This window comes from Rhizobium binae, assembly GCF_017357225.1.
GTDB lineage: Bacteria > Pseudomonadota > Alphaproteobacteria > Rhizobiales > Rhizobiaceae > Rhizobium > Rhizobium binae.
In genome coordinates, this window is sequence record NZ_CP071604.1 from 3306581 (window position 1) to 3327305 (window position 20725).

The 20725-nt window shown below is 61.4% G+C and carries 19 protein-coding genes and 1 pseudogene; 7 read left to right on the forward strand and 13 right to left on the reverse strand.

Annotation, left to right across the window (positions count from 1 at the left end; translation table 11 throughout):
• The first annotated feature begins 115 nt into the window (after positions 1 to 115).
• Both J2J99_RS16260 and J2J99_RS16265 read left to right on the forward strand, forming a co-directional pair.
• Positions 116 to 1156, forward strand: coding sequence for a glutamine synthetase beta-grasp domain-containing protein (locus tag J2J99_RS16260; protein ID WP_168300609.1), 1041 nt, complete (start codon positions 116 to 118; stop codon positions 1154 to 1156).
• 241 nt (positions 1157 to 1397) lie between these two features.
• Positions 1398 to 2579 (forward strand): glycosyltransferase family 4 protein, encoded by a 1182-nt coding sequence (locus J2J99_RS16265; protein WP_168300608.1) that lies wholly within the window; start codon positions 1398 to 1400, stop codon positions 2577 to 2579.
• Positions 2580 to 2585: 6 nt separating this feature from the next.
• Here the strand turns inward: J2J99_RS16265 and J2J99_RS16270 are convergent, their stop codons facing one another.
• Complete coding sequence (locus J2J99_RS16270) at positions 2586 to 3599, reverse strand: alpha/beta hydrolase (protein ID WP_168300607.1); 1014 nt, start codon at positions 3597 to 3599, stop codon at positions 2586 to 2588.
• A 159-nt stretch (positions 3600 to 3758) separates the two neighbouring features.
• On the opposite strand from J2J99_RS16270, the gene J2J99_RS16275 reads away from it, so the two are divergent.
• On the forward strand, positions 3759 to 4196 hold the full coding sequence (locus tag J2J99_RS16275) for a MarR family winged helix-turn-helix transcriptional regulator (RefSeq protein ID WP_168300606.1): 438 nt from the start codon (positions 3759 to 3761) through the stop codon (positions 4194 to 4196).
• Between the two features lie 170 nt (positions 4197 to 4366).
• Here J2J99_RS16275 and der read toward each other — a convergent pair whose 3' ends face one another.
• From der to J2J99_RS16290, 3 genes are all read right to left on the reverse strand, one after another.
• Positions 4367 to 5788 (reverse strand): ribosome biogenesis GTPase Der, encoded by a 1422-nt coding sequence (gene der, locus J2J99_RS16280; RefSeq protein WP_168300605.1) that lies wholly within the window; start codon positions 5786 to 5788, stop codon positions 4367 to 4369.
• A 16-nt stretch (positions 5789 to 5804) separates the two neighbouring features.
• The gene (locus J2J99_RS16285; RefSeq protein WP_168300604.1) at positions 5805 to 6488 is read right to left on the reverse strand and encodes a tetratricopeptide repeat protein; all 684 of its coding nucleotides are present in this window, start codon (positions 6486 to 6488) and stop codon (positions 5805 to 5807) included.
• Between the two features lie 105 nt (positions 6489 to 6593).
• On the reverse strand, positions 6594 to 7178 hold the full coding sequence (locus J2J99_RS16290) for an NnrU family protein (RefSeq protein WP_168300603.1): 585 nt from the start codon (positions 7176 to 7178) through the stop codon (positions 6594 to 6596).
• A 121-nt stretch (positions 7179 to 7299) separates the two neighbouring features.
• Here J2J99_RS16290 and J2J99_RS16295 point away from each other — a divergent pair, with 121 nt between their 5' ends.
• Positions 7300 to 8289: a polysaccharide deacetylase family protein gene (locus J2J99_RS16295; protein WP_168300602.1), complete on the forward strand. Its 990-nt coding sequence runs from the start codon at positions 7300 to 7302 to the stop codon at positions 8287 to 8289.
• 210 nt (positions 8290 to 8499) lie between these two features.
• Here J2J99_RS16295 and sbmA read toward each other — a convergent pair whose 3' ends face one another.
• Together sbmA and J2J99_RS16305 are read right to left on the reverse strand one after the other, a co-directional pair.
• Entirely contained in the window at positions 8500 to 9765 is a 1266-nt protein-coding gene (gene sbmA / locus J2J99_RS16300; protein ID WP_168300601.1) for a peptide antibiotic transporter SbmA, read from the reverse strand.
• 125 nt (positions 9766 to 9890) lie between these two features.
• On the reverse strand, positions 9891 to 11105 hold the full coding sequence (locus tag J2J99_RS16305) for a YbfB/YjiJ family MFS transporter (protein ID WP_168300600.1): 1215 nt from the start codon (positions 11103 to 11105) through the stop codon (positions 9891 to 9893).
• 137 nt (positions 11106 to 11242) lie between these two features.
• On the opposite strand from J2J99_RS16305, the gene J2J99_RS16310 reads away from it, so the two are divergent.
• Entirely contained in the window at positions 11243 to 11803 is a 561-nt protein-coding gene (locus J2J99_RS16310) for a PadR family transcriptional regulator (RefSeq protein ID WP_168300599.1), read from the forward strand.
• A gap of 149 nt (positions 11804 to 11952) precedes the next feature.
• On the opposite strand, the gene map is transcribed toward J2J99_RS16310, so the two are convergent.
• The 7 genes and pseudogenes from map to glpK form a co-directional block, all read right to left on the reverse strand.
• The gene (gene map, locus J2J99_RS16315; RefSeq protein WP_168300598.1) at positions 11953 to 12711 is read right to left on the reverse strand and encodes a type I methionyl aminopeptidase; all 759 of its coding nucleotides are present in this window, start codon (positions 12709 to 12711) and stop codon (positions 11953 to 11955) included.
• Positions 12712 to 12748: 37 nt separating this feature from the next.
• Positions 12749 to 13810, reverse strand: coding sequence for an LLM class flavin-dependent oxidoreductase (locus J2J99_RS16320; RefSeq protein ID WP_168300597.1), 1062 nt, complete (start codon positions 13808 to 13810; stop codon positions 12749 to 12751).
• A 214-nt stretch (positions 13811 to 14024) separates the two neighbouring features.
• Positions 14025 to 14317: pseudogene (locus J2J99_RS16325) on the reverse strand (GIY-YIG nuclease family protein).
• A 177-nt stretch (positions 14318 to 14494) separates the two neighbouring features.
• The gene (locus J2J99_RS16330) at positions 14495 to 14962 is read right to left on the reverse strand and encodes an SRPBCC family protein (RefSeq protein WP_168300596.1); all 468 of its coding nucleotides are present in this window, start codon (positions 14960 to 14962) and stop codon (positions 14495 to 14497) included.
• A 98-nt stretch (positions 14963 to 15060) separates the two neighbouring features.
• On the reverse strand, positions 15061 to 16320 hold the full coding sequence (locus J2J99_RS16335) for an RNA polymerase sigma factor (protein ID WP_168300595.1): 1260 nt from the start codon (positions 16318 to 16320) through the stop codon (positions 15061 to 15063).
• A complete protein-coding gene (locus J2J99_RS16340) occupies positions 16317 to 16691 on the reverse strand; it encodes a YciI family protein (protein WP_168300594.1) in 375 nt (124 codons plus the stop codon). The genes J2J99_RS16335 and J2J99_RS16340 overlap by 4 nt, the downstream gene beginning before the upstream one ends.
• A gap of 112 nt (positions 16692 to 16803) precedes the next feature.
• Positions 16804 to 18297 carry a glycerol kinase GlpK gene (gene glpK / locus J2J99_RS16345; RefSeq protein WP_168300593.1) on the reverse strand — a complete coding sequence of 498 codons (1494 nt, stop codon included), beginning with the start codon at positions 18295 to 18297 and terminating at the stop codon, positions 16804 to 16806.
• A gap of 154 nt (positions 18298 to 18451) precedes the next feature.
• On the opposite strand from glpK, the gene J2J99_RS16350 reads away from it, so the two are divergent.
• The gene (locus J2J99_RS16350) at positions 18452 to 19228 is read left to right on the forward strand and encodes a 3-hydroxybutyrate dehydrogenase (RefSeq protein ID WP_168300592.1); all 777 of its coding nucleotides are present in this window, start codon (positions 18452 to 18454) and stop codon (positions 19226 to 19228) included.
• A 28-nt stretch (positions 19229 to 19256) separates the two neighbouring features.
• The gene (xdhA, locus tag J2J99_RS16355; RefSeq protein ID WP_168300591.1) at positions 19257 to 20723 is read left to right on the forward strand and encodes a xanthine dehydrogenase small subunit; all 1467 of its coding nucleotides are present in this window, start codon (positions 19257 to 19259) and stop codon (positions 20721 to 20723) included.
• Positions 20724 to 20725: the final 2 nt, after the last annotated feature.

Here is a 20725-nt window from a genome sequence, read left to right on the forward strand (position 1 = left end):
CAATCAAACTGGCACGCCACATGCTTCAAGAGGTTCATCCCCTGGCGGTCGGATGCGCTCACGCGCCGAGATCGCCTCCGGATTTGCGCACCTACGTAGCATTGAGAGAGTCACGATGACAAAATATAAGCTCGAGTATATTTGGCTCGATGGGTACACTCCGGTACCGAACCTGCGTGGCAAGACGCAGATCAAGGAATTCGACGCGTTCCCGACGCTGGAACAGCTTCCGCTCTGGGGCTTCGACGGTTCGTCGACCATGCAGGCCGAAGGCCGCAGCTCCGATTGCGTGCTGAAGCCCGTCGCCATTTATCCCGACCCGGCCCGCACCAACGGCGTTCTGGTCATGTGCGAAGTCATGATGCCCGATGGCGTCACGCCGCACCCGAGCAACGCCCGCGCGACCATCCTCGACGATGAAGATGCGTGGTTCGGCTTCGAGCAGGAATATTTCTTCTACCAGAACGGCCGTCCGCTCGGCTTCCCCGAGCAGGGCTACCCGGCTCCGCAGGGCCCCTACTACACCGGTGTCGGCTATTCGAACGTCGGCGACGTCGCCCGCGAAATCGTCGAAGAGCATCTCGACCTTTGCCTGGCTGCCGGCATCAACCACGAAGGCATCAACGCCGAAGTGGCGAAGGGCCAGTGGGAATTCCAGATTTTCGGCAAAGGCTCCAAGAAGGCCGCCGACCAGATCTGGATGGCACGCTACCTCCTGCAGCGCCTGACCGAAAAATACGGCATCGATATCGAGTATCACTGCAAGCCGCTCGGCGACACCGACTGGAACGGCTCGGGCATGCATTGCAACTTCTCGACAAAGTACATGCGCGAAGTCGGCGGCAAGGCCTATTTCGAGGCGCTGATGGCCCAGTTCGAAAAGAACCTGATGGACCACATCAACGTCTACGGCCCAGACAATGACAAGCGCCTGACCGGCAAGCACGAGACGGCTCCGTGGAACAAGTTCAGCTACGGCGTTGCTGACCGTGGCGCCTCGATCCGCGTACCGCACTCCTTCATCAAGAACGATTACAAGGGCTATCTGGAAGATCGCCGCCCGAACTCGCAGGGCTGCCCCTACCAGATCGCTTCGCAGGTTCTGAAGACGATTTCGGAAGTCCCGCTCACCGGCTCTGCTTCCGCTGCCGCCTAAACCTCCCAAGCGGCGCCGGTCCATGACCGGCGCCATCTTCCTTCCATATGAAAACGACCGTCATCAGCCGCTGACATATTCGCGGCGATCGAGCCGCCGAACGCCCTGAAAATGCTCGCATTCGGCTGTAATATTTCCATCATGGTCATGCCTCAAAATAAGCAGGCGGGAATCGCCATTCCGGAACCCGCTTTTGGGTTAAGCGTTCGCATATCAGTGCAACGCGGATGGAAATCGCGACATGCTGCAACGTCCGGCAAACACTTATAGCGGCGAGAGCTGGGCCAGTGCCGCGGCCGCCGGAAATCTGCCGGAACGGCTGGTGATCGTCACCGACGCCTGGCATCCCCAGGTCAACGGCGTCGTGCGTTCGATCGAGAACACCAATCGCGAATTGGCGAAGATGGGCGTTGAGGTTTCGATGGTGACGCCGGAGCGCTTCAACAGCGTCCCCTGCCCGACCTATCCGGAGATCCGCCTGTCGATCACCAGTTACCGTCGTGTCGCGCGCGAGATCGAAAAGCATAATCCCACCTATGTGCACATCGCCACCGAAGGTCCGCTGGGGCTGACCGCTCGCCGCTGGTGCCTGCGCAAGCGCATGCCCTTCTCCACCAGCTATCACACCCGCTTTCCCGAATATGTTTCCGCCCGCCTGCCGATTCCGCAAAGCTGGCTCTATGCCTTCGTACGCTGGTTCCACAATGGCGGCGCCGGCTGCATGGTCGCGACCCCCAGCCTTGCCCGCGATCTGTCGGCCCGCGGCATTAAGAACCTGATGCCCTGGACCCGCGGTATCGACGCGACGCAATTTCATCCCATGCCGCTCGAAGACAAGCCTTTCGGCCTGTCTCGCCCGATTTTCATGACGGTCGGCCGCGTGGCGCTGGAAAAGAACCTGCCGGCCTTTCTCAATCTCGACCTGCCCGGCTCGAAGGTTGTCGTTGGTGATGGCCCAGCGCGCGTGGAACTGGAGCAGCGCTATCCCGATGTGCACTTTACCGGCGTAAAATTCGGCGAGGATCTGGCAAAAATCTATGCCCAGGCCGACGTCTTCGTCTTCCCGTCGCTCACCGACACCTTTGGCAATACTATCCTGGAAGCGCTGGCATCGGGCGTACCTGTGGCGGCCTACCCGGTCACCGGCCCGCTGGATATCATCGGCGAGGATAGCGAGGTCGGGGCGCTCGATGCGGATCTGCGCGTCGCCTGCCTTGCCGCCCTCTCCGCCTCCCGCGAGAAAGCGCGCGCGCTGGCCATGCAATATTCCTGGGAAGCGGCAACGCTGCAATTCATCAACAATATCCGCGCCGCCAACGGCGTCATCACGCCGAAATGGAAGAAGGCCTGGCAATTCGCCAAGTCGCTTCCGAGAAGCAGAAAGCCCGGCGAAACTGCCGGGCCTCTGCCGTCCGCAGACTGATCGCCCTTACTTATGCAAAGCGTTGCGAAGCGTGTCGTTCGCGACCTTGATCGCGCTGCGGACCGCCGGCGTTTCGGTAATCGCATTCAGCAGCACGAAGTCGTGGATCGTACCGTTGTAGCGGATCGAGGTGACCTTGACGCCGGCCTGGCTGAGCTTGCGGCCATAGGCCTCGCCTTCGTCGCGAAGGACGTCATTTTCATCGGTGATGATCAGAGCCGGCGGCAGACCGTTCAACTGTTCGAGCGATGCCTGCAGCGGCGAAGCGGTCGGTTCCTTGCGCTTGGCCTCATCTGGCAGATAGGCGTTCCAGAACCACTTCATCGCTTCCTTCGTCAGCCAGGGGCCATTGGCGAACTCATTGTAGGAACCATTGTCGAAATTGGCGTCGGTGACGGGGTAGAACAGCACCTGCTGGTCGATGGCGGGACCGCCGCGCTCCTTGGCAAGCAGGGTCACCACGGCCGCCATATTGCCGCCGACGCTGTCGCCTGCAACGGCGAGCCTGCTGGCGTCGAGGTTAAACTCTTTGGCATGCTCGGCGACATATTTGGTCGCGGCATAGGCCTGCTCGATGGCCACGGGATAACGGGCTTCCGGCGAGCGTTCGTAGTCCACGAAGACGACAGCGGCATCAGCGCCGTTGGCGATCTCGCGCACCAGCCGGTCATGCGTGTCAGCATCGCCGAGCACCCAGCCACCGCCGTGGAAATAGAGAATAACCGGCAGCGTACCCTTGGCATGTTCCGGGCGGACGATGCGCAGCTTGATGCTGCCGGTCGGGCCTGATTTGACGACCTTGTCTTCTTCCTTGGCCGCCAGCTTCTTGACATCGCCCTTCTGCGCACCCGCCAGCACATTGCGGGCATCGGCAGGCGACAGCGTGTAGATCGGCTTGGCGCCGGCAAGACTATCGATGAACTTCTGTGTTGTCGGCTCGAGTACCGGATCGGCCAGGGCGCCGGCGGCGGAGGCTGCCAGAAGTGCGGCTGCGGAAATTGCGGTCTTGATGGTCGACATTGTCTTGTCCTCTCGGTTTCAGTGTTCGTCTCGAACACGGTTTACATCGCGCACGATTATTTATCGAGCAACTAAAATTGCGGCATGCCTGCCATGCACAAAACACGCTTGCGATTATTTATCGTGCGATATAAATTCGGTCAGTTTTGGAGATGCCCCATGCAGGATCAGTTGAAGCTCGACAATTTCATCTGCTTTGCCGTCTATACGGCAAGTCATGCTTTGAACCGCGTCTACAAGCCGCTTCTCGACGCGCTCCGCCTCACCTATCCACAATATCTGGCCATGGTCGCGTTATGGGAAAAAGACGGGCAGACTGTCGGCGGCCTCAGCGAAAAGCTGTTCCTGGAATCGAGCACGCTGACGCCACTGCTCAAGCGCTTGGAAAGCGCCGGCTATATCAGGCGCGAACGCAGCAACGAGGACGAACGCGTCGTCGTCATTCGGCTCAGCGAGGCGGGTAATCGCCTGAAGGAAAAAGCGATCGGCATTCCCGGCTGCATCGTGGAAGCGAGCGGCCGTGATGCGGCGGATCTTACTCGGCTCCAGGCTGAGGTCGTGGCGCTGCGTGAGGCGCTGAATAAGAGCATGGTTTAGGCTCAGGGCGATCGAGATCGGTGGTGCTTGGGCCCCCCCCAACCCAGCGCCTTAGAACAGGATGATTTTAGACCCGGTCGGCCTAAAATCTGAATCCTGTTCTAAATTAAAGAGTTAGAGCATGATGTCGTCCGAAACCGCTCACACTTTTCGGCATCATGCTCTAGCCCCTACGTCCGCTTCTTCTTCGACTCGAACGGATTCTCAGCCGAACGGAAATGGATCCGGATCGGCACGCTCGGCATGTCGAAATCGGCGCGCAGCCCGTTGATCAGATAGCGCGTATAGGATTCCGGCAGCGCGTCGGAACGCGTGCAGGAGATCATGAAGGCCGGCGGGCGGGCCTTCACCTGGGTCATGTATTTCAGCTTGATCCGCCGGCCGGAGACGGCCGGTGGCGGATGCTGGATCTGCTGCGTTTCCAGCCAGCGGTTGAGCTTTGCCGTCGAGATGCGCTTGTTCCAGACCCGGTCGGTATCGATGATCGACTGCATCAGCTTGTCGAGCCCCCAGCCGGTCTGGCCGGAGATCGGCACGGCGCGGATGCCGCGCGCCTGCGGCAGCAGCCGGTCGGTCTTTTCACGCAGGTCGGCAAGCACCGCCTGCCGGTCCTCGATCATGTCCCATTTGTTGAAGGCGAGAACGGCGGCGCGCCCCTCGCGCAACACGAGATCGACGATCTGCAGGTCCTGCTTCTCGAAGGGGATCGTCGCATCGAAGACGATGACCACGGTCTCGGCGAAACGGATGGCGCGCAGAGCATCGGCGACCGAAAGCTTCTCCAGCTTTTCGGTTACCCGAGCCTTGCGACGCATACCTGCGGTGTCGAACATCTTGATGGTGCGGCCGCGCCAATCCCATTCGACCGATATGGAGTCGCGGGTAATGCCGGCCTCCGGCCCGGTCAGCAGCCGGTCCTCACCGAGGAAACGGTTGATCAGCGTCGACTTGCCCGCATTCGGCCGGCCGACGATCGCCACCCTGAGCGGCTTGGTGTCGTCGTAGATCGGCTCTTCGTCCTCGCCGTCGGCCTCGTTTTCGCTCGGCGGAATGTCGACATCGGTAACCGCGACATCCTCCTTGGCATAGGCGCGGTCCTTGCCGATCGCCGCGACGATCGCGTCGCGCAGGTCGATCATGCCCTGCCCGTGTTCGGCCGAAATCGGCGTCGGCTCGCCAAGCCCCAGCGTATAAGCGTCGTAGAAGCCGCTGTCGGAGCCGCGCGCTTCGGATTTATTGGCAACGAGCACCACCGGCTTGCCGCGCCGGCGCAGCATTTCGGCAAGAGCGGTATCAACAGGCGTCAGCCCGTTCTTGGCATCGACGACGAAAAGTGAAAGATCGGCCTCATCGATCGCCGCTTCCGTCTGGGCGCGCATCCGGCCCTGCAGACTTTCTTCGTCGGCCTCTTCCAGACCCGCCGTATCGATAATCGTAAAGGTCAGGCCCATCAGCCGCGCATCGCCCGGCCGGCGGTCGCGGGTCACGCCGGGCGTATCGTCGACGAGCGCAAGCTTCTTGCCCACCAAGCGGTTGAAAAGCGTCGACTTGCCGACATTCGGACGACCGACGATGGCGACCGTGAAACTCATACTTTTTCCTTAAAACTCAGCCCTGCGCGGCGGGCGCGTTACCGGATGCGGTAATGAGATCAAGCATCATCTGGGCGCGATTGGCAACAGGACGCGGGCTTTCGGCGTCATCGATAATTGACTGGAACCATTGCCGCGCCTGGGCCATGTTGCCTGCCTTGTAGGCGGCCAGACCGAGTGCCTCGCGCGCCGAATGGCGGAAAGCGTTGCCCGGCACGGCCATTTCCTCGATCGCGGCCGAAACCTGCTCATAGGAGCCGTTCTCGATCAGCAGCCAGCCGGCACGCATTTTGGCGGCGTCGCGCAGGGCAACGGGAACGCCGTTGTCTTTGCCGATCTCGTTGAAATCGGCGATCGCGGCGTTGGCATCGCCCTTCTGGGCCCGGACGGTCGCGGCCCGCATGCGCGCCAGCACCGGATAGGCGCCATGGCCTTCCTTCTCCAGCTTGTCGAGCGCGGCCAGCGCCTCATCGTTCTTGTTCTCGTCGGCAAGCTTCATCGCCGCCAGAAACTGGTCGCCGGCGCTGGAGGAGCGGGTATCATCCCAATATTCGTAGAGAACCTTGCCGGCGGTGCCGAGAACGATCAGAATGGCGACGACAATGATATAGCGGCCGAACCGGCGCCAGACGCCCTTCATCTGGTCTGACCGCAATTCCTCATTGACTTCACGGATGAAGCTGTCGTCGTTGAATGCCATTCTCGTCTCCGGCCGCGGAAATACCTATACGCATGTGCATGACACGCACATTTCCGGCCTTCTACCCCATTTTGCCGCCGTTGTAAGGGGGATGTGAAAGATTCGTCACATGGCGAGCGGCGAAACGCCGATCAGCCATACGTGCAGCTTCCAGATGATCAGCGCCCAGAGGACGATGCCGATAACGGCGGCATAGACGTCGTACTTGGTCGAGACGAAGGGCCGGAGCGTGATTTCCCCCGCCCGCTCGCGGCGCTTGAGCGAAATCCGCACGATCACGCCCCAGGCAAGGAACGCCGCAAACAGCAGCACCGACGACGTCTCGCCATTGGCAAGAAGATGCGCCAGCGCCCAGATCTTCACCGACAGCACCATCGGATGTTTGGTCTTCGTCGCAATATGCCCCGCCGGCAGCAGCGAGGCGACGAGACAGATGATCGCGATCAGCATCAGCGTGATCGTGATATGCGCCATCCAGACCGGCGGATTGTACAGCATGCCGGTCACCTGCCGGGCCTGGCCGAAACCGTAGATCAGAAGGATCAGCGTGGCGATGCTCGCAATCGAATAACCGGCCCGCCAGCCATTCTCGCCGAGGCGCGCGATCATCGAGCGGCGCAGATCCGGAGCCACCACCCGCACCAGATGCACCCCGAGAAAAAGTATGATGCCGACGATAAGCAGTGCCATTGCGGTCCCTTCCGTGCAGTTTGACATGACTTAGCGGTTTGCGGGAAAAAACGCCAGTTGTGACCGCAGCTTCGCCGCAATTCTGTCGGAGGGAAACCACGAACAAATTGTCGCGGTGCCCATGTCTCGTCCTCTCCTCGCCACCTGCCTGGTTGCCTCCCTCGTTCCTCCCGCGGCGGCAGAGGCGGCCGACCCGCCGAAGCAACTCGTCATCATCTCCTTTGACGGCGCCCACGACAACGCGCTCTGGCTGAAGAGCCGCGAGATGGCGGCGAAGAACGGCGCCCATTTTACCTATTTCCTTTCCTGCACCTTTCTGATGAACGAGGCGGCGAAGAAGGCCTATCAGGCGCCGCACCAGAAACCCGGAAAATCCAATGTCGGCTTTGCCCGGAGCGACGACGAGATCCGCGAGCGCCTCGGCAATATCTGGCACGCCCATCTCGAAGGTCACGACATAGCAAGCCATGCCTGCGGCCATTTCGACGGCCGCCTCTGGAGCGAGGCCGACTGGTTCGCCGAATACGCGACCTTCCATGCGACGTTGAAAAACGCCTGGAAGAGCGTCGGCCTCGACGAGCCGGCCGACTGGCAGGACCTTGTCGATCATGGCATCAAGGGTTTTCGCGCCCCCTACCTCTCGGCAACGGCAGGCGCCGATATGATCGCCGCCGAAAAGAAGGCCGGCTTCACCTACGATGCAAGCCTCGTCACCAAAGGCCCGGCCATGCCGGTCGAAGAGGACGGTATCCTCCGCTTCGGCCTGCCGCTGATCCCCGAAGGCCCGAGCGAAAAGCCGATCATAGGCATGGACTACAATCTCTTCGTCCGCCACTCCAAGGGCGAGGAAGACAGGGCGGATTCGAAGGAATTCGAGGATCGCTCCTATGCCGCCTTCTCCCAGGCCTTCGACCGCCAGTACAACGGCAACCGCATCCCGCTCCAGCTCGGCTTCCATTTCGTGGAGATGAACGGCGGCGCCTACTGGCGGGCGCTGGACCGCCTGGTCAGCGACGTCTGCCACCGCGCGGACGTGGCCTGCGTCAGCTATTCCGAAGCGATCCCGATGATCCAGGCGCGGGGCAAGCTGCAGCAGGCGTCGGGGCTCTGACAAGGTATTTGAATGAGGTAAGGTGTGGTGAGGTGCCGTGCTGCCCCCTCAACCCCCCTTCGGGCACCTTGTCCCCGAGGGGTGAAGGGGAAACAAGATGCCGCCTCGAGTCTCTTCTCCCCAGCGGGGAGAAGGTGGCGGCGGCGGGATTAGGGGCCACACGGCACACCAGGCATTAAAGCCACCTCCCATCCGATCAAGCCTTACCCGTCAACCATCGGCGTGCACGACGCCCACTTCGCGTTCCAGATAACGCTGATCGATTTCCGGCAGCGGTTCGTCATCGATGGCCGCCTCGAAGGCCTTCAGACGTTTGTGAATGGAAAGCAGCTCGATGATCGTCGTCCAGGAGTTGACCAGATACTGGAACGAGTTGCTGACTTGGCCGAAGGCGGTCGAGATCTGCTGAAAAATGCCGTAGGTGATGGCGCCCGCGACGATTGTCGGCACCAGCATGAAGACCACGAACAGCGCGTCAGCCTGGATATAGAAATAGCGGGCGACGTTGAAATACATATAGTGGAAATACATGCGGTAATAGTTCCGGCGAACATTCCCGAAGAGCTCTCGGACTGTTGGCGGTTGCGCCCGGTCCGGATGGTCCTCGCCGTAAACCAGTTCCTTGCGATAAGCGGCCTCGACGCGCTGGTTGCGGAAGTTCAGGCCCGGCAGCTTGATGCCGACGACTGCCAGCAGCACCGTACCGAACGCCGACCAGAAGAGCGCCAGCCAGAAGAGCGAATTTGCCACCGGGCCGATGAACGGCAGTTCCGTTACATAATGCGAGAGCGCCAGAAGAATCGGGAGGAAGACCACCAGCGTCATCACCGAGTTGATAAGGCTGATTCCGAGACCTTCGAGGGTGCTGGAAAAGCGCATCGTGTCTTCCTGAACGCGCTGTGAGGCGCCCTCGATGTGCCGCAGCTTTTCCCACTTCGACATGTAGAAATTGTTCATCGCCGTGCGCCAGCGGAAGATGTAGTGGCTGGTGAAGAAGTCGGTCATGATCGACACGAACATGCTGAGGAATGCGATCTGGCAGAAGACCCACATCAGGCTGTAAAAATTGTCGACGGAAATGCCCGGCTGCTTCGACAAGGCGTTCTGCAGAAGATCGCCGAATGGCCGGCGCCAATTGTTGATCACGACGCTGATCTGGACACCGAAATAGGTCACGAAGATGATCAGTGCCGAACCCCAGATCGACCACAGCTTCCAGGGGTGATGCAGCGCCTTCACATGCCATGCGCCGCAGAAGATTACTGCCGACAGAAGAAAATAACTGTAAAACCAGACGTTTTCCGACATCAGGAAAAACGAGAGGTCAATCGCTTGTTGCTCCTCGGGAACCGGTGCGTAGCCGAGCGATGCACCGAGACCGGCGGCAAAAAGATACCAACCAGCAATGGAAACCAGGGTCCAAATGACGAGCGAAGTGAAGAACGCCTTGGGCTGGGGAAAAAACGAATGAAACACGGGGAGCTTTGCTTTCCTGAACTGTGAGTTTCGGCAGTGTCGCGGAACACTGATTGTGCCGGAAACTAAGGCAGTTCGAAGGAAGCAGCAATGGCTTCGGCCGATTGTTACGGAGATGTAACCGGTTAGGCGACTTTCTTGATCACCGGCATCACCAGCGCGCCGCAGACCAGGAGTGCAGCGGCTGCGATCACCGTTGGGACGGTGAAACTGCCTGAGCGTTCGGCGATCCAGCCGGCAACGATTGGCCCCACGATCTGACCGAGGCCGAAGGCGGCGGTCATCATGGCCAGGATCCGCCGCGGACTCTTGGGCGAAAGCTTGCGGCCGATCTGCAGCCCGTAAGCGGTGATCGCCAGGAACGTCGCGCCGAACAGTGCGCCGCCGATCAGCGGTGCGACCGAAGGCGGCAGCGCCACCGTCGCAAGCACGCCGGCCGCCTCGACCAGAAGCGCCGCGACATAGACGCCGCCGAGCCCGAGCGGCCTCACCAGCGGCTTCCAGGCAAACAGCGCCACCGCCGCCGTCACACCGGCGATGAACCAGCAGAGGAATTCAACGAAAGCTCCCGTTGCCGCGAGGCGGGCGATGGTGACGAGGAAGGTCGCGGTGATGACATAGCCGAAGCCGAACAGGCCGTAGGACAGGGTTACCAGCACCATCGGCCGGCTCCAGATGAGCGCCGGCTCCTTGCCCGCCTGCGCCGTTTGCGCCGGCGCCGACGGCAGCAGAAGATAGACGGCGACGAGACTTATCGCACAATAGATCGCCCCGCCGATCCAGTCGGCGCGCCAGCCGCCCGGCCCGTCGTGAAAGCCGAGACCCACCAATAGCACCATCACCGAGGATAGTGCGATCCCCGCCCCCGGGCCGCCGAAATGCGCCGCTTGCACATGGTCGTTGCCGGCCGCCGCCCCGTGACTGAGCACGATCGACGAGGTGAAGACCATCGCAAAGGCGCTGGCGAGGCCGGCCAGGAAGCGGATGACGGCGAAGACCGCGACGGAATCGGTGGCGGCCATGGCCGCGAGCAGAATTGCGGTGGCAAGCAGCGCCGAGAGTGCCACCAGCCGCTCGCGCCCCGCCGCCCAGCCATAGGCCGCAAGCACGGCGCCGACGAGATAGCCGACGAAATTCGCCGAGGCGATGAAGCCCGCATCCGCTGCCGAAAGCGGCACCCCGCTGATCATCCCCGGCAGGATCGGCGTGTAGGAGAAGCGCCCGAACCCCATGGCCGCCGCCATGGCAACGGCGCCGGCACCGGCAGTGGCAACGAGGTTCGGCTGGGAGTGAGGCGGGCGGGAAAGCATGCAGTGCTTATCGCGCCGCAGCACCGGCATCGCAAACGACTATTTCTGATCGGTCGATCAATTTCCGGAAAGGTCGAAAAAATCTCGGCTCGCCTTGAAAGTGAGTATCTTACGACATATGTTTTACGACATATCCAACGATACATCTAGCGATGAAGGGAAAAGCCATGAGAGGTTTTAAAGGCGGCATGTTCGGCGAAGCGTTTCGCATGGGCCGCAAATTCGCGGCAGGCGATCTGCAGCTCGTCATCCTGGCCTTGCTCGCTGAGCAGCCGCGCCATGGTTACGAATTGATTAAGTTGCTGGAGGAGCGTTCCGGCGGCTTCTATGTGCCGAGCCCCGGCGTCATCTATCCCGCACTCACCTATCTTGAGGAAACCGGTCTTGCCGAAGTTGAGAGCGAGGGCACCAAGAAGCTTTATCGCATCACCGAGGCCGGACGCCGCCGCGTCGAGGAAAACCGCGACATGATCCTGCACACACTCGCCAAGCTCGAACGCATCGGCGAGAAGATGGCCTATGTAAAGCGCGTTTTCGAAACCGACCGCCACGGCGCCGACAGCGATGACGGCGACTTCATGCAGGACGGCGGCGACATCCGCGCTGCCCGCATGTTGCTGCGCTCGGCGCTTAGGATGCGCTATCCCTGGTCGAAAGCCGAAGCCGCCCGCATCGCCGGAATATTGGAACGCGCTGCGACGGAGATCTTGCAGGGCGGCAAGCCGTAAACGCGGGGGTGAAGACGGGGCGGTGCCAAGGATGAGGCGCAGGCGACACACGCACAGCCTCCAAGAGAGCCTCATCCTGAGGTACCCCGGAGGGGGCCGAAGGGCAAGGCGGGTGCGCTGACGCCCCACCAAGGAATACCCTGAGCTTCCTACGACCGCCCGTCCGGCAAAGTCAAAATCACCGGTCCGTTGCGAGTCGCGACCACCGTGTGCTCATATTGCACGGTCGGCGCCTTCGGATCGGCATAAAGTGTCCATGCATCGTCGCCGCCCTCGGCCCATGTGGCGCCGAGTGAAAGGAACGGCTCGACCGTAAAGACGAGACCATCCGTCATGACCCGCTTTTCCGATGGATCCGGCCAGGTCGAGAGCTCGGCCGGCTCCTCGTGCAGCGAACGGCCGACCCCGTGGCTCGCCAGATTGGCGACCAGCGTGTAGCGGTTCTTCTGGGCGAAAGCGCCGACCGCGGTACCGATCTTTGCCAGCGGCTCACCCGATTTCACCTGGTTCAGCCCGACCCAGAGCGCCCGCCGTCCGTCGCGGCAGAGCCGTTCGATCTTTGGCTTGACCGGCGGCATAGCAAAGGAAGCGCCGGTATCGGCGAAGAAGCCGTCTTTCTCGGCCGAGACGTCGATATTGATCAGGTCGCCGGCCTGAATGACACGTGGCCCGGGAATGCCGTGGGCGATTTCCTCGTTGACGCTGATGCAGGTGGCGCCGGGAAACTGGTAGCAGAATTCCGGCGCCGAGCGCGCGCCGGAATCCTCAAGCACCTTGCGGCCGATCCGGTCGAGCTCCAGCGTCGTCATGCCCGGCTCCATCGTTGCCGCCATCACCTGGATGGCGTTGGCGCAGATCCGGCCGATCTCCTTGAGCTTTGTCAGTTCATCGTCGTTTGCGATAACCATTCGTATCTTCCGGCCTTGCGGGCGCGGCGCAGCCGCCTCAAGCGGTGGCTTTCGCCCCTTCGTCACTTTCAGTCAATGCCTTTCTGACGATCGGCGCGACTTTCGTCCCGTAGAGCTCGATGCCGCGCATGATCTCAGCATGTGGCATCAGGCCGATCGCCATCTGCAATAGGAAGCGGTCGTTCCTGAAAAGCCTGTGATGAGCGATGATCTTTTCCGCGACCGCCTCCGGATCGCCGACGAACAGCGCGCCGTTCGGCCCGCGCGACAGGTCGAACTGCGCCCGGCTGGTCGGTCCCCAACCGCGCTCGCGGCCGATGCGGTTCATCACTTCGGCCTGCGGCCCGTAAAACCGGTCGGCGGCGGCCTCGGTCGTATCGGCGATGAATCCGTGAACATTGATGCTGGTCTTCAGCTTCGCCTGGTCCTGCCCTGCGCGGCGCGCCGCCTCGCGATAGAGATCGAAAAGCGGAGCGAATCGGCGCGGTTCGCCGCCGATGATTGCGAGCGCCACCGGCAGACCGAGCGCGCCGGCGCGCGCCACGGACTGCGGCGTACCGCCGACCGCAACCCACAACGGCAGCGGATCCTGCAATGGCCTGGGATAGACGCCGCGCCCACGGATCGGCGCGCGAAGCTCGCCTTCCCATTCCACCGTCTCGCTGTCGCGCAGCGCCAGGAGCAGATCGAGCTTCTCTTCGAAAAGCTGGTCGTAATCTTCGAGATTGTAGCCGAACAGCGGGAAGGACTCGATAAAGGAGCCCCGCCCCGCCATGATTTCGGCCCGGCCGTTGGAAATCAGATCGAGCGTCGCAAATTGCTGAAAGACGCGCACGGGATCGTCGGAAGAGAGCACGGTGACGGCGCTCGTCAGCCGGATATTCCTGGTCTTGACGGCTGCCGCCGCCAGTGCGACGGCGGGAGCCGACGCCGCATAATCCGGCCGGTGATGTTCGCCGAGCCCGAAGACATCGAGGCCCACCTGATCGGCAAGTGCGATCTCCTCGATCAGATGCTTCAGCCGTTCAGCCCCCTCCGCTCCCTTGCCGCGGGAAGGGTTAGGATTGACGTCCGCAAAGGTGTAAAGGCCGAGTTCCATTGTCCGCATCCTGTTGCATTCCGCCCGGAGATAAGGATCGCCGAGACCGGGCGCAAATACAAACTCTGGAACAGAATGTTCGAGAATTTCGATAGCGGTGGTATGTCCTATTGGTTGCGTCGTAAAGAGTCTCTGCGCCGTTTGCACAGCGCTGCTGGATTCCTGTGACAAGCAGAGGAATCCAGCAGTCGCGGGTCCACGCGACGGAGACTCGTCACAGACTGAGCAGATGAAACGAAATATGCTCCCACTCAGGATTATCCCGCTCGATCAGATTAAGCTTCCACTGCCGCGGCCATTTCTTGATCGTCTTCTCCCGCGTGATCGCTATCGTCAGCAGATCATGCTCCTCAAACCACACCAGCGTCTTGACGCCATATTTCGATGTGAAGCCCGGTGTCACAGCTCATTCTGATGCTCGTATAATCGCCCGGCTAGGTCCCGCGTCACGCCGGTAGAGAGCGTGCCGTTGAGTGCAGATGCGAGGATGTGGACGTATCCTTTCACGTCTGCAAATTGACACAGGCTACATCCGACGTCGACCGAGACATCGCCACACCCAACTCAACATTCCACTCTAAAATCAACGACTTCACAGCTTCCGCGGAATCAGCTTCCAAGCAACCTCAAACCCTACTTGAAGCATCGGGACGGCGCCGCCCAGCGCGCCACTTTACCCGGCGCTCACATCTTCGCCAGCAATTCCGCCAGCTGGTCCGCAGCCTTGCCCCATCCCTCGTGGAAACCCATCTTCTCGTGCGCTTCCTTGTCCTCGGCCCGCCAGTGCAGTGCCTTGGCCGTATATTTCGTCCTGCCATTGCCGAGGTCCTCGAGCAGGATAACCCCCGTGAAGAAAGGTTTTTCGGCAAGGACCCAGGCGCTGGAATAGGCATCGGTAAAGACGATTTTCTCGCTCTCGACGAGCTCGAGATAAACGCCGCGGTTCGGATACTGATTGCCTTCGGGATCCTGCATGACGATGACATTGGAGCCGCCGGGGCGGACGTCGAGCGTCGCTTCCGCGACACTCCAGGGTCGCGGTACGAACCACTGTTTCAGCAGGTCGGGATCGGTCCATGCCTTATAGATCTTCTCACGCGGGGCGTCGAATTCGCGAACCAGGGTGAGTTCATGTTGCGTGCTTGCGGTCATTTCCACATCTCTCCATTTGAATGAGACTTGTTTCCTGTCAGGTTGTTACAAGGACGTGTCGAACTTCGCCGTTCCGACAGCGCGCCGCTTTTTCCTGACTAATTTGCGATCGGCTGCGTGGGCTCTTCCTGCATCTTGTCGATCTGCCGGCGGATATGGGCCGCCTCGGCCGCCGAATGGGCAAGCGCGATGGCGCGATCGAAGGCTTCGCGCGCCTGGCAGGTCAAGCCGAGCTGCTGCAGCAGCCCGCCCCGCAGGCCGTGATAGTAGAAATAGCCGCCGAGCTTCTCGCCAAGCGTATCAATGAGATCGAGCGCGTCCTTTGGCCCGTGCAATTTGGAAACAGCGACCGCGCGATTGAGCGTCACGACAGGGGAAGGCTGAACACGCTCCAGCGCGCGATAGAGCAGATCGATTTCCACCCAGTCGGTATCGTCAGCGCGTTTCGCACGAGAATGGATGGCGGCGATGGCCGCCTGAAGCTGATAAGGGCCGGGCTGGCGGTGCCGCAGCGCCTTGTCGAGCAGCGCCAGCGCTTCGTTGATGAAGGGCTGGTTCCAAAGCGAACGGTTCTGATCTTCGAGCAGCACGATTTCGCCCTCGGCGCTGAAGCGCGCCGGCCGGCGTGAAATCTGCAGAAGCATGAGCGCAAGCAGCCCCATCAGCTCCGGTTCGGCGGGAAAAATGTGCAGCATCAGCCGCCCCAGCCGAATCGCCTCATCACTGAAGGCGGCGGCTTCATGCTTCGGGTCGGCCTGACTGTAGCCCTCATTGAAGATGAGGTAGATCATCGTGCTGACGATCGAGAGACGTTCGGCCCTCTCCTCAGGACTCGGCGTTTCGAACGGCACGCCGGCCTTTGCGACGCGCGCCTTAGCCCGGGTGATGCGCTGCTCCATGGCGCTTTCGGAGACCAGGAATGCGCGGGCGATCTGCTGCACCGAAAGGCCGGACACGATGCGCAGCGCCAGCGCGATCTGCTGGGTGGCCGGCAGGTCCGGATGGCAGCAGATAAAAAGTAGCCGCAGGATATCGTCGCGATAATTGGAATCGTCCAGCCGCTCGGCGATATCGCTTTCGGCATCCTCGGTATCGGAAATAACATCCTCATCCGGCAGCGCCTGAAGCTTCGACCGCTTGCGCACCGCATCGATCCCGCTGTTGCGGCCGACGAATATGAGCCAGGCCGTCGGATCGCGTGGCGGTCCTTTCTCCGGCCAGGTCCGGATCGCCCTCAGGCATGCCTCCTGAAACGCCTCTTCCGCCGTGTCGAGATCGCGGAAATAGCGCAGCAGCGCACCAAGCGCCTTCGGGCGGGCCGAGGCAAGAGCAAGGTCGATCCAGGCAATATCGGTCATGATGCAGCATCTCCCGGCCTGAAGACGTAGAACGGCCGAATTTCGTAAGAGGTCGAACCGGGATTGACCGATGAAAGCTGCTTCGAGAAGGCCACGGCCTCGTCGAGGGTTTCGAAGTCAACCACGTAGAAGCCGAGAAGCGCCTCTTTTGTTTCCGCAAAAGGCCCGTCGATGACCAAGGGCTCGTCCTTGCCTTTGCGCACCGTGGTCGCAGCCGTCGTCGGCATCAGCCGCCCGACGGGACCGAGCTTGCCGGCTTTCGCCAGCGGCTCCTGCACGGCGTAAAGTTTCTCCATGACGGCAGCCTCCTCCTCCTGGGTCCAGGCGAAGACGGTTTCCTCGTGAGCGTAACAAAGGATTGCATAATGCATCGGGTCACTCCTCTTTCCGAATGACGAAGGAGTAACCGCTTGGCCGACAGGTCGCATCAAAAAATTATCGTGGTCAGCTGCGCCCGAAGGAACGATCGGCCGCAGTTGAAGACTAGCTCTCGCTCAGCGTCCGCCGGACAGCACTCTTCCAACCCTTGAGCTTGGCCGCCCGCACCTTCTCATCCATATCGGGCTCGAACCGCCGGTCGCGTTTCCACGTCGCCGAAAAGCCGTCCCTGTCGGGCCAGACCCCAGCCCGGCTGCCGGCGAGCCAGGCGGCACCGAGCGCCGTCGTCTCGAGAATGACCGGGCGGTCGACGGGGGCATCGAGCAGGTCGGCGAGGCGCTGCATCGTCCAGTCGGAGGCGACCATGCCGCCGTCGACGCGTAGCACGGTATCCTCGGTGCCGTTCTTCCAGTCCTTCTGCATCGCGTCGAGCAGGTCCCGCGTCTGGTAACAGACGGCTTCGAGCGCCGCTCGGGAGAATTCCGCCGGGCCGGTATTGCGTGTCAGCCCGAATATGGCACCGCGCGCCTTGGCGTCCCAATGCGGCGCGCCCAGCCCGGTAAAGGCGGGCACGAGATAGACCTCCTGCGTCGGATCAGCCTTTTCGGCAAGCGTGTTGGTCTCGGCGGCGCTGCCGATGATCCCGAGTCCGTCCCGCAGCCATTGCACCGCTGCGCCGGCGATGAAGATCGACCCCTCGAGGGCATAGGTCGTCTCACCGTTCAGGCGATAGGCGATGGTGGTCAGCAGTCGGTTTTTCGAGCGGACCATATCGGCGCCGGTGTTGAGCAGTGCGAAACAGCCGGTGCCATAGGTCGATTTCAGCATGCCCGGCGCAAAACAGGCCTGACCGATGGTTGCCGCCTGCTGGTCGCCGGCAACGCCGAGGATCGGGATCGGCGCGCCGAAGATATTGGCGTCGACCGTCCCGAAATCGGCGGCGCAATCCTTCACCTCCGGCAGCATGGCGGCCGGCACGCGCAGAATATCGAGCAGATCCTCGTCCCAGCTATTTTCGGCGATGTTGTACATCAGGGTGCGCGAGGCGTTGGTGGCGTCGGTGACGAAACTCTTGCCGCCGGTCAGCCGCCAGATCAGGAAGGTGTCGATCGTCCCGAAGCAGAGATCGCCCTTGGCGGCGCGCGCACGCGCGCCCTTCACGTTGGCGAGCATCCAGGAAAGCTTCGTTCCGGAGAAATAGGGATCGAGGAGCAGGCCGGTCTTCTTGGTGAACAGCCGCTCGAGATCCTGCCGCTTCAGATTATCGCAATAGCTCGCCGTGCGCCGGTCCTGCCAGACGATGGCATTCTGGATCGGCCGGCCCGTCTCGCGCTCCCATACGACGACCGTCTCGCGCTGATTGGTAATGCCGAGTGCAGCAACATCGCTCGCCGTAATCCCGGCGTCGCGCAAAGCCATGTTGACGGTCGAAACGACCGAATCCCAGATCTCCTCGGCATCGTGCTCCACCCAGCCGGAACGCGGATAGATTTGCGTGAATTCCTTCTGGCCCTTGCCGGCGACATGCATATCACCATTGAAGACGATCGCCCGCGTCGATGTCGTTCCCTGATCGATCGCCAGAACATATCCACTCATCAAAGCCCTCCTCAAACATATCATTATCGTTGCAAATCAATAGGACACGGATACCGATGAGAAAAGCGAATAAAGCGGAATTGCCAGTCCGCCGGCTTTGGGCATAACCTCGCCGGCAACGCTGCACCGCGGCATCCGCCCCAGGGAGAAAAACATGAGCAGATCAGTCGTCGTCACCGGTTCCACCAGCGGCATCGGTCTTGCGATCGCCACCGCCTTCGCCGAAGCGGGCGACAACGTCGTCATCAATGGCTTCGGAAATGCCGATGAAATCAAGGCAATCGTCGAACGGCTTGAATCGATGTCGAAGGGCCGGGCGATCTACCATCCGGCCGACATGACGAAGCCCGCTGAAATCGCCGACCTGATCGAAACGGCAGCAAAGCGCTTCGGCACCGTCGATGTCCTGGTCAACAACGCCGGCATACAGCATGTCGAGAAGATCGAGGATTTCCCGATCGAGAAATGGGACCAGATCATCGCGATCAATCTGTCGAGCTCTTTTCACACCATGCGCGCCGCGATCCCGCTGATGAAAACGAAGAAGCATGGCCGCATCATCAATATTGCCTCGGCGCACGGGCTCGTCGCCTCCCCCTTCAAATCCGCCTATGTCGCGGCAAAACATGGTATATTAGGACTCACGAAGACAGCGGCGCTGGAACTTGCCGAATTCGGCGTGACGGTCAATGCCATCTGCCCCGGCTACGTGCTGACGCCGCTGGTCGAAAAGCAGATACCCGATACCGCCAAGGCCCGCGGCATGACCGAGGAAGAGGTGAAGAGCGAGGTCATCCTCAAGGCGCAGCCGACGCGCGAATTCGTCAAGGCCGAAGAGATTGGCGCATTATCGCTCTACCTCGCCAGCGCCGCTGCCCGGCAGGTGACCGGAACGCACATCTCGATTGACGGTGGCTGGACGGCGGCTTAACCATTTGGAAAAAACAACCGGGAATATCATGAACGACAGCATCCGCTTCATCCTGAACGGCGAAGATATCGCGCTCACCCATGTCGGGCCGACCGATACGCTTCTCGATTTTCTCCGGTTGAAGCGGCGCCTGACGGGTACCAAGGAAGGCTGCGCCGAAGGCGATTGCGGCGCCTGCACCGTGCTCGTCGGGCGTCTGGCCGACGGCAAGCTTGCCTATGAAACGGTCAATGCCTGCATTCGTTTCATCGGTTCGCTGCATGCTACCCATGTGGTGACGGTCGAGCATCTGGCCGGGCGGGACGGCGTGCTGCATCCGGTGCAACAGGCGTTGGTCGATTGTCATGGCTCGCAATGCGGCTTTTGCACCCCGGGCTTCGTCATGTCGCTCTATGGCCTCTGGCTGACGAAGGAAAATCCCGGCCGTCGCGAGATCGAAAAGGCGCTGCAAGGCAATCTCTGTCGCTGCACGGGTTACGAGCCGATCGTCAAGGCGGCCGAGCAGGTGAGCCTGACGCGGCCGAGCGCGCTCTTCGATCCGCTGCAGCGGACGCGCTCGGAAATCATTGCGCGGCTCTGGGCCCAGCAGGCGAGCGGCACCATCCGGATCACCTGCGGCGAAGACCGGCTGATCGTTCCGGCGTCGGTTCAGGCTCTGGCGGAAGTCCTATCGCAGGAACCCGAGGCGACCATCGTTGCCGGCGCGACCGATGTCGGCCTCTGGGTGACGAAGCAGATGCGACGGCTGAGCCCGGTCGTTTTCATCAATCATCTGAGCGAATTGCAGTCGGCCAAGGAAAGCGAAGACGGCGTCACCGTCGGCGCCGGTGTCAGCTACACCAGGGCTTTCGAAGCGATCGCCCCGAAAATCCCGGCGCTCGGAAGGCTGATCGACCGTATCGGCGGCGAGCAGGTGCGCAATATGGGCACGATCGGCGGCAATATCGCCAACGGTTCGCCAATCGGCGACAGCCCGCCGCCGTTGATCGCGCTCGGCGCGACGCTGACGCTGCGCTCCCTGGAAGGCCGCCGCAAGATGCCGCTCGAAGATTTCTTCATCGCCTATGGCAAGCAGGATCGCAGGCCCGGCGAATTTGTCGAGAGCGTGTTCGTGCCCTATCCCAAGCCCACCAGCCGCTTTGCCGCCTACAAGATCACCAAGCGGCGCGACGAGGACATCACCGCCGTGCTCGGCGCCTTCCTGCTGACGCTCGATGCGGCCGACATAGTCACCGACATCCGCATCGCCTTCGGCGGCATGGCGGCAACGCCGAAACGCGCTCAAGCTGTCGAAGCCGCGCTGATCGGCAAATCATGGACGGAAGCGACGATCGACGCCGCTCGCCCCGCCTTCGATGCCGACTTCCAGCCCCTGACCGACTGGCGCGCCACGGCGGAATACCGGCAGCTGACGGCGAAGAACCTGCTGACGCGCTTCTATCTGGAAACAGTGGGCGCGCCGGCGGAGCTGAAGCGGTTCGAGGAGGTGGCGTGATG